General features: G+C 58.6%; 10 protein-coding genes. 2 read left to right on the top strand and 8 right to left on the bottom strand.

Annotation, left to right across the window (positions count from 1 at the left end; translation table 11 throughout):
- Positions 1-1,184 (bottom strand): FAD-dependent oxidoreductase (locus tag ACN0WW_RS03750; protein WP_417609517.1); only part of this gene is annotated, 1,184 nt, incomplete at its 3' end.
- Between the two features lie 60 nt (positions 1,185-1,244).
- Between ACN0WW_RS03750 and ACN0WW_RS03755 the strand changes: the two genes are divergently transcribed.
- Positions 1,245-3,077 carry a cation:proton antiporter gene (locus ACN0WW_RS03755; RefSeq protein WP_417609519.1) on the top strand — a complete coding sequence of 611 codons (1,833 nt, stop codon included), beginning with the start codon at positions 1,245-1,247 and terminating at the stop codon, positions 3,075-3,077.
- Here the strand turns inward: ACN0WW_RS03755 and alaS are convergent.
- The 7 genes from alaS to dapA form a co-directional block, all read right to left on the bottom strand.
- Positions 3,052-5,700 carry an alanine--tRNA ligase gene (alaS, locus tag ACN0WW_RS03760; protein WP_417609521.1) on the bottom strand — a complete coding sequence of 883 codons (2,649 nt, stop codon included), beginning with the start codon at positions 5,698-5,700 and terminating at the stop codon, positions 3,052-3,054. The two genes, ACN0WW_RS03755 and alaS, sit on opposite strands and share 26 nt — an antisense overlap.
- A 72-nt stretch (positions 5,701-5,772) precedes the next feature.
- Complete coding sequence (locus ACN0WW_RS03765) at positions 5,773-6,399, bottom strand: glutathione S-transferase family protein (protein WP_417609523.1); 627 nt, start codon at positions 6,397-6,399, stop codon at positions 5,773-5,775.
- Positions 6,400-6,701: 302 nt separating this feature from the next.
- Positions 6,702-7,784, bottom strand: a complete 1,083-nt coding sequence (recA, locus tag ACN0WW_RS03770) for a recombinase RecA (protein ID WP_417609525.1) — start codon at positions 7,782-7,784, stop codon at positions 6,702-6,704.
- A gap of 147 nt (positions 7,785-7,931) precedes the next feature.
- Entirely contained in the window at positions 7,932-10,316 is a 2,385-nt protein-coding gene (locus tag ACN0WW_RS03775) for a response regulator (protein WP_417609760.1), read from the bottom strand.
- Positions 10,317-10,362: 46 nt separating this feature from the next.
- Complete coding sequence (locus tag ACN0WW_RS03780) at positions 10,363-10,977, bottom strand: DUF2062 domain-containing protein (RefSeq protein ID WP_417609527.1); 615 nt, start codon at positions 10,975-10,977, stop codon at positions 10,363-10,365.
- Complete coding sequence (smpB, locus tag ACN0WW_RS03785; RefSeq protein ID WP_417609529.1) at positions 10,970-11,452, bottom strand: SsrA-binding protein SmpB; 483 nt, start codon at positions 11,450-11,452, stop codon at positions 10,970-10,972. Before smpB ends, ACN0WW_RS03780 begins: the two co-directional genes overlap by 8 nt.
- The gene (gene dapA, locus ACN0WW_RS03790) at positions 11,452-12,327 is read right to left on the bottom strand and encodes a 4-hydroxy-tetrahydrodipicolinate synthase (RefSeq protein ID WP_417609531.1); all 876 of its coding nucleotides are present in this window, start codon (positions 12,325-12,327) and stop codon (positions 11,452-11,454) included. Before dapA ends, smpB begins: the two co-directional genes overlap by 1 nt.
- 114 nt (positions 12,328-12,441) lie before the next feature.
- On the opposite strand from dapA, the gene ACN0WW_RS03795 reads away from it, so the two are divergent.
- Positions 12,442-14,433, top strand: coding sequence for a transglycosylase SLT domain-containing protein (locus tag ACN0WW_RS03795; RefSeq protein ID WP_417609533.1), 1,992 nt, complete (start codon positions 12,442-12,444; stop codon positions 14,431-14,433).
- Positions 14,434-14,445: the final 12 nt, after the last annotated feature.

The raw sequence follows: 14,445 nt of genomic DNA on the forward strand, positions 1-14,445 counted from the left end.
CGCCCGAACCCGAGGCCGACGACACGACCGGGTAACCGCCGCAACCAGGATATCCGGTTCAACACCCGCAATATAAAAAACGGCTTTTTGATAGGCTTGGTGCGCCGCAATAGGGGCGCAATCACATTGTCCTGCGCAAATTTCTGCAGCGCCTGCATCCGCCGTACCGGCTTTATTCTGCGGGCATAGACCTGGGCCAATAACGGATCAGGATTCTCTCCCTTGGCCATCGGACCAGCCAGAATATTGGCGGTAGCGACCGCGTCCTGCACAGCAATATTGATCCCGACCCCGCCAATCGGAGACATGGCGTGCGCAGCATCGCCAATGGCCAGCAGGCCGGGTCGATGCCAGCGCGTCAGTCGGTCCAGCGCCACTTCCAGCGTTTTGACCTGATCCCAATCCGATATTTGATCAAATTCGGCGCTCAGATCGGGTACCAGGGAACGCAGATTTGCCCGAAACGCATCCAGCCCTTTCGCGCGCACAGCGGCGGCCTGGCCTTTGTTGAAGACAAAAGCGCATTGATAATAATCCCGGCGATCAATCATCACCATGAACTTCCCCGCCTGGACCGTGGCAAAGACGTCACCGCCATATCCCTCCGGCTTGTCGATCCGAAACCAGAAAACATCCATCGGCGCGCCAATATTCTGCAACGGCAGTTCGGCTTTGCCCCGCAATACTGACCTGCGGCCATCGGCAGCGACAACCAGCTTGGCATGCAATATTTGACCGTCCCGGGTTTCAACGCCGGATACGCGCTCCGCTTCGTCGTAGCAAAGATCGACGGCTTCCGTCTGCATCAGCAACTCAAATCCCGGATATTGCTTTGCCCTGGCTGCAATGAAGTCGAGTAGGTCCCATTGCGGCATCATCGCAATATAGGGTGCCGCTATGGGCAGATGGCGGAAATCGATCGCCTTCATCTGCCGCCCGGCGATGTGAATCAACGCCTGATCCACGCGGCTGTGCGGCAAATCGAGCAGATCATCCAGCATGCCCAACTGATGAAAAAGTTCCAGCGTCGATGGATGCACCGTGTCCCCCCGGAAATCGCGCAGGAAATCCGCATGTTTCTCGAGGACCGTCACGCGCAGGCCAGCCCGCGCGAGCAATAATCCGGCCATCATTCCCGCTGGACCGCCGCCGACGATCACAATGTCGCGCTGATTGTAAATCATTCACTGTCTCCGCCATCTAAGCTGCTGACAAATAGCCTCGCTTGTATATATAGATTTACCATGCATAGTCCTCTGGATAATCCGGCCTTTATAGACGCCATCGTAATATTGGGTGCTGCCGGGATTGTCATTCCGGCCTTTGCCCGTTTTCGCATCACGCCAATCATCGGCTTCATTCTGGTCGGCATCCTGCTCGGGCCATCGGGCCTGGGCTCGCTGCAGAATCAATATAACTGGCTGCAATTTGTCACGATCAATGATCGGGAGGCGATCGAACCCTTCGCCGAGTTCGGGATCATCTTACTGCTGTTCTCCATTGGTCTGGAACTTTCATTCAAGCGGCTCTGGGCGCTGCGCCGCCTTGTCTTCGGCGTTGGCGCGGCGGAGCTTCTGGCATCGGGCCTGATCATCGGGTCAGTGCTCTATCTGATCGGCCAGAATGCCGCCGGTGCGCTCGGCCTCGGGCTTGCGCTGGCGCTCTCATCAACCGCTTTGGTACTGCCGATGTCAGGCACCAAGAGCCCGGTGGGACGCGCAGCGCTTGCGATGCTTCTGTTCGAGGATGTCGCCATTGTTCCGATCATTTTTCTACTCGGCGCAATCTCGCCAGCGATAACCGCCGATGGCGGATGGAATGATCTTGGGCGCACTCTGATTTTGGGCGGCGCCGTAATTATCGGCATGCTGGTGCTCGGCAGACTGTTGTTGCCACGAATTTTCGCGCAAGCGGCCCGGACAAAAAGTCCCGAACTGTTTCTCGCCGTCAGCCTGCTCGTCATCATTCTCGCAAGTCTGGCTACCGCGGCAACGGGTCTGTCGCCGATCGTCGGCGCCCTGCTGGCCGGCCTGCTGATTGCGGAAACCGAATATCACGGTGAAGTCGAGATCATCACGCAACCGTTTAAGGGGCTGGCGCTAGGCGTCTTTCTGATCACCGTAGGGATGCAGGTCGATATCCGCGTCGTGCTTGAAAACTGGGCAAGCCTGCTCACCGCTGTTGTCGGCGTCGTTATTGTGAAAGCGGCTGTCACCGGCGGATTGCTGCGCTTTTCCGGTGCCAGTGCGGGCACGGCCACCGAGGCCGGCGTGTTGATGTCCAGCCCTTCGGAAACCACCCTGATCGTCCTGGCTGCGGCCATGCAGGCACAGCTCATCCAGCCGCAGACCGCGGCATTCTGGCAAATTGTTACCGCCATTGGCCTCACCATCACGCCCCTGCTCGCCCGTTTTGGCCATGATATCGCCCGGCGGATGGAAATGCGTAGCGGCGACGGGCTGGCCCCGCATGAACAGCCGGTTGAGGCGCAGCAAACCATCATCATCGGCTTTGGCCGTGTCGGCAAGCTGGTCGCGGATCTGCTGAAGACCCATGATCAGAAATTTCTCGCAGTGGAAACCAATATCGACACCGTCGCCAAGGCTCGACGCGATGGCTATCCGATCATGTTCGGCAATGTCGCACGAAATGAAATGCTGGATCGTTTGCGTCTGGGCCACGCCAAGGCCCTTGTGCTGACAATGGACGAGCCGGTCCTGTCAGTCCAAATCGTCAAAAAGGTCCGTGCCTGGGTGCCCGACTTGCCGATCATTACGAGGGCGCGTGACATCGACCACGCAGCCGAGCTCTATCACGCCGGCGCAACCAACGCCGTCCCTGAAGCGCTTGAAGGCTCGCTGCAATTGTCGGAAGCGGTACTGGTCGAAAATGGCGTCGCCATGGGACCGGTCATCGCCTCAATCCATGAACTGAGGGATATCTACCGCAAACAGATACAGGAAGAAGGGGATCTGGAACAGCAACCGAAGCTGAAGTCCATGACCACTTCCACTGGGCAGGCGACCGCCGACGATTTGGTCCCTGACGGGCTCAGCCCGCAAGAACAGACCGGATAGCGGCAATCGCGTCATCGGCTTTGGCACCGTCAGGACCGCCGCCCTGGGCCATGTCCGGACGCCCGCCGCCGCCCTTGCCACCAACAGCCACAACGCCAGCCCGAACCAGATCGACCGCGCTGAAACGATCGGTCAGGTCATCGGTAACGCCGACCGCAACCGTGGCCCGGCCATCATTGACCGCGACCAGCGCGCTCACGCCGCTAGCAAGCTTCTGTTTCGCCTGATCAACAAGACCGCGCAATTCCTTGGGATTGAGGCCCTGAATAACCTGACCGGCAAAAGCCACATCGCCGATGGTTTCGGTCTCCGCCGCTTTCGCGCCGCCGCCATCGCCCGCCAGAGCCAAAGCCTTCTTGGCCTCGGTCAGTTCCCGCTCCAGCTTTTTGCGCTCCTCAACCAGAACCGCAACCCGGTCGGCGGCTTCGTCCGGAGACGCCTTCAGGGTCGATGCGATGGATTTGAGCTTGCTGTCGCGATCCGCAAGCCAGAGACGTGCCGCTTCCCCAGTCAGCGCTTCGATCCGCCTGACACCGCTGGACACAGCCGATTCCGAAACGATCACCATCAGGCCGATATCACCGAGAGCATTGACGTGCGTTCCGCCGCACAGCTCGACGGAATAATCCACGTCAGCGTCCCGGCCCATCGACAAAACCCGGACTTCGTCGCCATATTTCTCGCCAAACAGCGCCAGTGCGCCAGCTGCCACCGCATCATCGGGACTCATCAGCCGTGTCGTCACTGCGCTATTGCCGCGAATTTGGGCGTTCACGTCTGCTTCTACAGCCTTCACTTCGGCATCGCTCAGCGCCGTCACATGCGAGAAGTCGAACCGCAGACGATCGGGAGCGACGAGGCTGCCCTTTTGCGTCACATGATCGCCCAGATGATGGCGCAGCGCCTTGTGCAACAAGTGAGTGGCACTGTGATTGGCCCGAAGAGCCGTGCGCCGATCGGAGTCCACCACAAGATGGACCCGGTCCCCGACCGACACTGTGCCCGACTTGATTTCGATCTCGTGTGCGTGGAGCCGCCCGAGCGGCTTTCTGGTATCGGTAACCGCAGCGGCGAAATCTTCGGAACCAGAGATCGTCCCGGCGTCGCCCATCTGCCCGCCGCTTTCGCCGTAGAAGGGCGTCTGGTTGGTCAGCAGCATCACGCTATCACCGCTCCCGGCGCTCTCGATTTCCGCGCCGTCTTTGACCAGCGCCACAACCACGCCCTCGCCTTCCTCAGACGTATAGCCGGTAAATTCGGTGCTGCCTTCGCGCTCGGCGATATCGAACCAGACGGCATCCGAAGCCTGATCTCCGGACCCCTTCCAGGCCGCACGGGCAGCAGCTTTCTGCTCCGCCATCGCCTTGTCGAAACCTTCCCGGTCAACCCCGAGCGACTGGGCCCGCAGAGCGTCTTCGGTCAGATCATAGGGAAAGCCGAATGTATCATATAATTTGAAAGCCGTTTCACCCGGCAGGACATCGCCCTCCTTCATGTCGGCGATTTCGGCATCGAGCAGTTTCAGGCCATTCGCCAAAGTCTGCCGGAAATTGACCTCTTCGCGCAACAGCGTCTCTTCGATCAGCGGCTGGGCCCGGAGCAATTCGGGAAACGCATTGCCCATTTCGCCGGTCAGGGAACCGACCATGCGATGCATCAATGGATCCTTTGCGCCCAGCAGATGGGCGTGGCGCATCGCCCGGCGCATGATCCGGCGCAGCACATAACCCCGGCCTTCGTTCGAGGGCAGCACACCATCGGCGACAAGGAAGGACGATGCCCGCAAGTGATCCGCAATGACCCGGTGGCTGGCCTGGTTCTCACCGGTCGTAACGGTGCCGGTCAGCGACCCGGATTCTGCGATCAGCGTCTTGAACAGGTCGATATCGTAATTGTCGTGCACGCCCTGCATGACCGCTGCGATCCGTTCCAGCCCCATGCCGGTATCGATGGATGGCTTCGGCAAATCGACACGCTCGCCTTCGCCGCGCTGGTCATATTGCATGAACACCAGGTTCCAGATTTCGACGAACCGGTCGCCGTCTTCATCGGGACTGCCGGGAGGACCGCCGGCGACATGCGGGCCGTGGTCGTAGAATATCTCGCTGCACGGGCCGCAAGGTCCGGTATCGCCCATCGACCAGAAATTATCGCTGGTCGCGATCCGGATGATCCGCTCGTCTGGCAGGCCGGCAATCTTCTTCCACAGATCAAAGGCTTCGTCGTCCGTGTGATAGACGGTCACCGTGAGCCGGTCCGGCGAGATGCCCCAGACCTTGGTAATCAGGTTCCAGGCATGCTCGATCGCCTGTTCCTTGAAATAGTCGCCGAATGAGAAATTCCCGAGCATTTCAAAGAAGGTGTGATGGCGGGCGGTATAACCGACATTGTCGAGATCATTATGCTTGCCGCCCGCGCGGACGCATTTCTGGCTGGACGTCGCGGTGGAATAGGAACGTGTCTCAGCCCCGGTGAAGACATTCTTGAACGGGACCATCCCCGCGTTGATAAACATCAGCGTCGGGTCGTTATAGGGTATCAGCGGTGCCGACGGCACAATCTCGTGACCGTGAGAAGCGAAATAGTCGAGAAAAGACCGTCTTATATCATTGGTTGTTTGCATGGATTGGACTTAGGGGAGCGATCTGCCGTTGACAATCCTGCATTGCATCAACCCGTATATTCCCGGCCCGTTTCAGGCATAGGCATAGGGCCCGCCTTTTTCGAGCGCGGTCTGATATTGCGGGCGGGCGTGAATACGTCCCAGCCAGGCCATCAGGTTCGGATAGCGCGCGTCCAGCCCGGCCCGCGACTGGCAGGCCTCGAGCGGGAAACTCATCATGATATCGGCCGCGGTCAGATCATCGCCGACAAAATAATCGCGATCCGCCAGTTCGGTCTCCAGCCACACCAAGAGGTCAGTGACCATCTGGCCCACCGGCTTGCGCGCCGGCAGACCGAGCAGACCCAGGCGACCGACCACCAGCAATCCGTAAAGCGGCGGCATCATCGAGCCTTCGGCGAAATGCAGATATTGGGTGTAGAGACGCGCGCCTTTCGCGTCTTTCGGTGCACCCAGTTTGCCGCCTGCCTTGTCCACCAGATATTCGACGATGGCAGCGGTCTCGATAATCACTTCACCGCCATCTTCAATCATCGGTGATTTGCCGAGCGGATGAATGACTTTCAGACTGTCGGGCGCTTTCTGCGTCTTGGAATGCCGCTCATAACGCTTGATCTCGTAGGGAAGCTGGATCTCTTCGAGCAACCAGATGATGCGCTGTGAACGGCTGTTTTCGAGATGGTGGAGGATGATGGTCATTGCTCTGCTGGCCTTCCGAGATGCTCGACATGATGTCGAACGTGGCACCGACGAAGCCTTCTAAACCGTCCGATGTCAATCTTTTCCACGATGCAGCCACTGTATCGCAATCAAAAATGGGCCGCCCTTGCAGTCGGGGGACAGAAGGACGGCCCTATGCCAGGGATCGCCTCGGGGGAGAGTGATCCGGCAAAACTTCAGATTATGTTTACGAGACGCCCGCTCCGGAATGGGGCGTGCCAGCAAGGGCGCTACCCCAGCCAGCCACACCTGCGCTTCCGCCAAGCTGGCGATTCGATCATCTATTCGTCGTCATCACCGGCTTTGCCGACCGGGCCGTTCATCATCTCTTCGGCCACTTCTTCCTGTTTGCCGCGAATCTGATTTTCCAGCTTGGCCATCATCTCGGGGTTTTCGAGGAGGAAGCGTTTCGAATTTTCCCGGCCCTGCCCGATACGGACCGAGTCATAGGAGAACCATGCGCCCGATTTCTCGACAACGCCGGCTTTCACACCAAGGTCGATAATCTCGCCAACCTTCGAAATGCCCTGGCCGTACATGATGTCAAATTCTACCTGCTTGAAGGGCGGTGCGACCTTGTTCTTGACCACTTTGACGCGAGTCGAGTTGCCGACAATATCATCGCGTTCCTTGATCTGGCCGGTGCGGCGAATGTCGAGACGGACCGATGCATAGAATTTCAGCGCATTGCCGCCCGAGGTCGTTTCCGGATTGCCGTACATCACGCCAATTTTCATGCGGATCTGGTTGATGAAAATCACCATGCATTTGGAGCGACTGATCGAGCCGGTCAGCTTGCGCAAAGCCTGACTCATCAACCGGGCCTGCAGGCCAACATGGGTATCCCCCATTTCGCCTTCAATTTCCGCCCGTGGCACCAGCGCGGCAACCGAATCGACGACCAGAATGTCGATCGCGTTGGAACGCACCAGAGTATCGGTAATCTCCAGCGCCTGCTCTCCAGTGTCTGGCTGGGAGATGATCAACTCGTCCGTATTCACGCCCAATGCCTTGGCATAGACAGGATCAAGCGCATGCTCCGCATCGACAAAGGCTGCGGTGCCGCCATTTTTCTGGGCTTCGGCAATCACATGCAGGGCGAGCGTCGTTTTGCCCGAACTTTCCGGTCCGTAAACTTCGATCACGCGTCCTTTTGGCAGTCCCCCGATGCCAAGCGCGATATCCAGCCCAAGGCTACCCGTTGAGATAGCCTCTACCTCCAGCGCCTTGCGCTGACCGAGTTTCATCGCCGAGCCCTTGCCGAAGGCGCGATCGATCTGCGCCAGTGCGGCGTCGAGCGCCTTTTGCCTGTCTGATGAGTTCAATTGATTTTCCGATTCTACGACTTTTAAATTGCCGGCCATTTGCCTGTCCCCTTCGCTAAATGTTTAAGCAGCATCAATCAATGATTGTGATGATGTACCTTATTTGTTCTCATAGAACAAGAGGGGAACATTATTTTTCTAAATTCGTTATATCGCTATGAAATTCAAAGATAAATCTCGGTTATCCTAAGGCTGCTTGGCATGTTCGGCCAGAGTCTTCGCGACGGCTTCGGCTATTTGCGCCACAGAAAATGGCTTTGGCAGGAAATTGACCTTGTCCAGATTGATCGACTTGCGCAATTGCTCCTCGGCATAGCCGGACATGAACAGGATCGGCAGGTCGGGATGGTCCTTGCGTACATGCTTCGCCATCGTCGGCCCGTCCATATTGGGCATCACCACATCCGAGACGATCACGTCGAACGGCGGCTCGTCGTCATCCTGACCGGCAAGAACGGCCAGGGCCTCCTCGCCCTCACTGGCGGTGACCACCGTGTAACCCTGACGCGACAGCGCCCGCTCGGCGACGGCCCGTACCATATCCTCGTCTTCGACCAGCAGCACATGACCGGTCCCCCACAATTCTTTCTTGGCCGTGGCTTTGACCGGAGGCGAATCCAGAGTCGCGAGTTCCGTGTCTTCTGCGGTTGGCCGATGAACGGGGAAGTAGATTGAGAAGGTAGTACCCTCGCCCGGCTTCGAATCGGCGAAAATATAGCCGCCCGACTGCTTGATGATGCCGTAAACCGTCGACAGCCCCAAGCCGGTGCCTTTGCCGACCGCTTTGGTGGTGAAAAATGGTTCAAAAATCTTGCCGATGAAACGGGGCGGAATCCCGTTGCCGGAATCCGTGAAGAACAGCGCCGTATAATCTCCGATTGGCAGAATTTCTGTTTTGAGGGACCGGACATCGGCTGCAGATATCGCCTGCGTCGAGATCGAGATTTTGCCGCCATTGGGCATCGCATCACGTGCATTGACACCCAGATTGATAATCACCTGCTCCAGCTGCCCCGGATCCGCACGAACCAGGCCGAGATTCCGGCCGTGCCGCACTTCCAGTTCGATGGTTTCATCGAGCAACCGTTTGAGCAGGTTGGACACGTCGGCGACCACGTCGGGCAGCTGCAGAACCTGCGGCCGCAGCGTCTGCTGCCGCGAGAAGGCAAGCAATTGCCGGGTCAGGCCAGCAGCGCGGTTACTGTTGTTCTTGACCTGCTGGATATCGTCATAGTCGCTGTCACCCGGCGCATGGCGCAGCAGCATCAGGTCGCAATGACCTATGATGGCGGTGAGGATATTGTTAAAGTCATGGGCGACCCCGCCAGCGAGCTGACCCACGGCCTGCATCTTCGTCGCCTGCGCCACCTGGCTTTTCAATTTCGATTCTTCGCTATTGTCGCGGATCGAGAGCAGCACGGCCGCGTCGCCGAGCCCGCGAACCCCGGCGATACCGAGCGCGACCGGCTCGTCACCGCCATTGCGCAACCGGACCGCGAGATCCCCGGTCAGCGGCGGACCGCTGGCATAGCGACGGACCGCATCGGCCACTGCGGATTTGTCATCACGGATCATCAGGTCACCGGGATAGAGCGGCTGGTCATTTTCGCCGATGCCGGCAGTTTTGGCGAAGGCCTCATTGAAAAACAAAAAGCGTCCGTCCCGGTCCGTCAACGCAAGCCCCAATGGCAACAGCGAGAGCATCGACTCCACCTGCTCCAGCGCCTTGCCGCGCTCAACCATGCCGCCATCATCATCGATCAGCAGAATCAGCGCCGATGCATTTTCCTTTTGCCGGTCCAGCGGAATGTGGAATAGCCGGACCGGCATCCCGTGCCGCCCCTCGCGTTCGAAGAAGATTGTTCCCTTGTCGTCGGAGCGCAGAAAACTGATGAAATTCCGCCCTGATATATTGGCATCGATACGACCCGTGGCGCGCAAGGCAAAGGCCTGATTGGACGCGCGAATCCGTCCCTCCCCACCGATAACGCTGGCCAAGATCCCCGCTTCCGACAAAGCGCGTCCGCCGCCGCCGCCGATCAGAGCAATCATGTCGTCCAAAACATCCGCCTGAATTTGCGGTATCATCTGCCAGAGCAAATATTCGTCGCCCTGCCCGGCGCGGACGACCTTTGCGTTATATTCAGCGACTCCCCGCTTCAACCCTTCGGCATAGCCGACACCGTCCCGCCAGGCGGCCCGTCCCGCTGATGCCAGTAGCTCGTTACCGCCCGTCTGCAACGGCAGTTCGGGCGGAACAGCGGCGCCGTTGAACCATTTGGTGAACAGTTCATTGGCACAGACCAACCGCCCAGCGCGGTCGGTAATAGCCAGGCCAATGGAAGACTGGTCGGCAACCATACGCGTAACCGCCCAGTCTTCAGGCTCGGCATGTTCCCGGTCAGTGACTATTGTCTGCGGCCGCAAGAAGAAGGCCACTCCGCCCAGGCCGACCAGCAGAGCAACAAAAGCTATGATCAGCGTCATATCCGGCACTTGCCAATAGAGCAGACCAACCGACACCAAAACCGCGACGACCAATATGACAGCCCGGGTGCGGACATCCGTCATCGCCTTGCGCGTGCTGGGATTCAGCAACCCGGATTTCGCTGGTGCCTTACTTGCCATCACCGGACCTGTTGGCGCGAATTTGGTTCACACGCTCTTTCCGTTTCCGGCCGATCCACCAGCGCCAGCCGAAGGAACTGACCAAATAGCCCAGCGCCGCGAAGAATATCGCGAAGAGCAGAAATCCGAATGCCGTCACACCGGCCTCGCGGCCCAGCCAGCTAAGCCATTGACCAAACTCGCTTTGCATATGCGTATTAATGGGCTGGCCTGCGGTCATTGCATCAATCTGCAGCACGAATTTCCCGGTCTGGTTGGCAGCAGCAATCCAGAAAGGATAGGTCAGAGGATTGGTGATAAAGGTCGTAAGAGCCGCGATCGGCACATTGGCGCGTACCGGCAAGGCGAGAAACACCGCCGCGAATATCTGGCCGACGGGAATCAGAAATGCCGCCAGCATGCCAAGCGCAACGCCGCGTGGCACGGAGCGCCGCGTGAACCGCCATAATTCGGAGCGCAAGAAACGGTGCGCAATGGGCTTCAGATATTTGTTCCGCTCCATCCCCGCTCGGGTCGGCATTCTTCTCTGGAACCAGTGTGCGGCATTCATGATAGAGCGAGCCGCAAAATCCTTTTCCTGCATATCGGGTTTTTGGTCAGCCATGTTCGCGCATCAGCCGGCCCTGCTGCCTTTTCCAGTCGCGATCCTTTTCGGTTTGCCGCTTGTCCGGCGCTTTTTTACCCTTGGCGAGCGCCAGCTCCAGCTTCGCCCGCCCCTTGCTGTTGAAATAGATCGACAGAGGCACAATTGTCATGCCCTTGCGCATCACTGCACCATGCAGCTTGTTGATCTGTCGCCGATTGAGCAGCAATTTGCGCGGCCGTGTCGGTGTGTGATTATACCGGTTGCCGTGGCTCCATTCCTGGATATTGGCGTTGATCAGCCAAACCTCGTCATCCTTCACTTCCGCATAGCTTTCCGCGATCGTGCCCGAGCCGGAGCGCAAAGATTTCACTTCCGTACCTGTCAGCATGATGCCGGCTTCGAATTTTTCATCCAGAAAATAGTCATAGCGCGCGCGCCGATTTTCGGCGACGACCTTCTGCTTGTCAAATTCCTCCGGCCGCGGTTTTGCCATCAGATCAGTCCCGCGCCTTTCAGGGCCGCGTCTACCGCATTGCGGCTTGCTTCTGACGGCGGGGTCATGGGCAAGCGCAAATCGGTCGGAAAATCCTCGAGAACCTTCGACATGGCATATTTGATTGGCCCGGGAGATGCGTCCGAGAACAGCGCCTTGTGCAGCGGATAGAGGACGTCATTCAACTCACGCGCCTTGGCATAATCGCCAGCGGCACAAGCGGCCTGAAACTCCGCGCATAATTTGGGCGCTACATTGGCGGTCACTGAAATGCAGCCAACACCGCCCGCAGCGCTAAACGCCAGCGACAGTTCGTCGACTCCGGAAAGCAGCACAAAGTCATCGGCACAGTTGAGGCGATGCGCAGTAACCCGGTCGAGGTCGCCGCTGGCATCCTTGATCGCGACGACATTGGGAAGTTTTGACAGGGCCGCCACCGTATCGGGCATCATGTCGGTCACCGTCCGCGCCGGAACATTATAGAGAACCAGCGGCAAATCGACATTGTCGGTTAGCGCCTCAAAATGGGCGATAATGCCTTCCTGATTGGGCCGGTTGTAATAAGGCGCGACCACCAGACCAGCGCTGGCTCCACATTTCTTGGAGAAATTGAGGTGCAACATCGCGTTGGTTGTGTCGTTGGACCCGCAGCCTGCGATCACCGGCACCCGGCCGGCCGCCTGCTCGACGCATATTTCGATCACCCGGTGATGCTCGGCATTTGACAAGGTCGAGGATTCGCCCGTTGTCCCGCAGGGCACGAGCGCACTGCTCCCTTGATCGATCTGCCAATCCACGAGAGCGCGAAACTGGTCTTCGGCAAACGATCCGTCGCGAAAGGGAGTCGCCAGAGCCGGTATTGAGCCCGAGAACATCTAATAATCCTTTATGTTTCCCTTGGAAATTGGCAAAGCCGCCACCAAGTCATTTTCATCATTAACGGTGATATAGTTCGCCGTTCAGCGCCTGATAAGGAGCCTAACCGTATAATGTCCAGTATGGTATCAAGATTTGTTATAGCAACGCTCCTTCTGACCCCCGCCACCTGCATGGCAGCCGATAATATCGGCGAACAAATGGGCTGGCAGACAGAGAGTGCAGGTCTGTCCGATCCCACTGGTGGCAACGCTGTTCTGGGCTTGCAACGCTGGCGTGTCTTGACGCAATCCGACAATTACTCATTCGAGGATTACGCTGGATTCCTGGTTACGTTCCCTGGCTGGCCGGAAGATACCAGAATGCGGCGCAACGCCGAGCAGGCGATCAATATCAACAGCTTTTCGCCAACCCGCGTGCTGGCATTTTTCTCGCAATTCGAGCCCATCACCAACGCCGGTGCAGCGAAATTCGCGGTTGCCCTGCAAGCCAGCGGGCAGCGGGACAAGGCCAATGAATGGGCCAGAACCGCATGGCGCGGTGGAACGCTGACCGACGAAGATGAAGCGGCACTGCTTTCCCGCTTCAGCTCCGCGTTCACGGTTGAAGATCATGATGCGCGCATGGACGCGCTCCTGTGGGCCCGTGCAACACGGGATGCCGCACGCCAGATCGGATTTACATCCAGCCAGCGACGACCGGTTTTTGAAGCCAGATTGGCCCAGTTGACCCAATCTCCGGATGCCAATGAAAGGGCCAGTGCCGTCGGCGGGATAGCGCGCGATGACGCCGGCTATCTGGCCGATCGCGCTCGCTATCTTCGCAACAGCGGCCAGAGCTATGCCGCGCGCCAGTTGCTCGCCACCCGCTTGCCGTTGCGTGTCAAACCCGCCTCCCCTGAAACATGGTTCGAGGCCATGCTGATCAACGCTGAAGCAGCAGCCAACGACCGGCAATGGACGTTGGCTTATGAAATCGCCTCGAAAATCGACGACGCCTATGCGGAGCCGACCCGGATCGCGGACCAGAATTCGCGCGTTCGCGATAAATATTCCGATCTGGCATGGATCGCCGGCACGGCCGCCCTCAACGGAATGCGGCAGCCAGCCAAGGCGGTACCGTTGTTCGACCGCTACGCGCGGTCGTATGACTCGCCCAACATCACCTCCAAGGGCTATTATTGGGCGGGCCGGGCCGCCGCAGAGGCCGGTCAGACAGAACAGGCCAATGCCTATTTTGAAAAAGCGGCTGCCTTTCCCGATTATTTCTACGGCCAGTTGTCGCTGGAACGGCTGGGCCGTCCGCTACCGGTCTTCGACCGTAAACCGGCCATCGAAATCACCGAGGAAGACCGCAAGGCTTATGACAGCGATCCTCTGGTTATCGCGACCAAGGCATCGATCCGCACCGGCCCCTGGCGCGAGCAGATCCGCTTTCACCGGGCGCTCGCCTATAACGCCAAGACGCCGAAGGACTATATGCTGCTCAGCGACCTTGCGACCCGCACCGGAGCGCGGGATCTCGGCGTGATCAAGGGCATCAGCGCACACAGCGCCGGTGTCGGACCGATCGACGATACATCTTTTCCAACCATGCAGGTTCCCTTCGGCCATGAAAGCAGCTGGACGCTGATCCACGCGATCACCCGGCAGGAAAGCCAGTTCGCCGAAGGCGCCATCAGCCACGCCGGTGCACGCGGCCTGATGCAGCTGATGCCGGGAACCGCCCGGGAGCAGTCGGGCAAGGCCAATCTGTCCTATAATCTGTCTTCGCTGACCGATGATCCGGAATATAATATCCGGCTGGGCAGCGGCTATATCCAGCGGATGATGAACTATTATGGCGGCAGCTACCCGCTCGCTATCGCTGCCTATAACGCTGGCCCCGGCAATGTGAACAAATGGCTTCGCGCCAACGGTGACCCACGCATGGGCGGCATCGACTGGGTCAAGTGGATCGAGGAGATCCCGATTTCCGAAACCCGCAACTATGTGAAGCGCGTGCTGGAAAATGCGGTGGTCTATGACACGAAAAACCCGCGCGGCCCGACGATACGCAGCGACGCGCCGCTATCCCGCTATATCGGGAAGAATGACCGGGGGTAGGTCCCAGACAGA

Source organism: Parasphingorhabdus sp. (assembly GCF_048269865.1).
Lineage (GTDB): Bacteria > Pseudomonadota > Alphaproteobacteria > Sphingomonadales > Sphingomonadaceae > Parasphingorhabdus.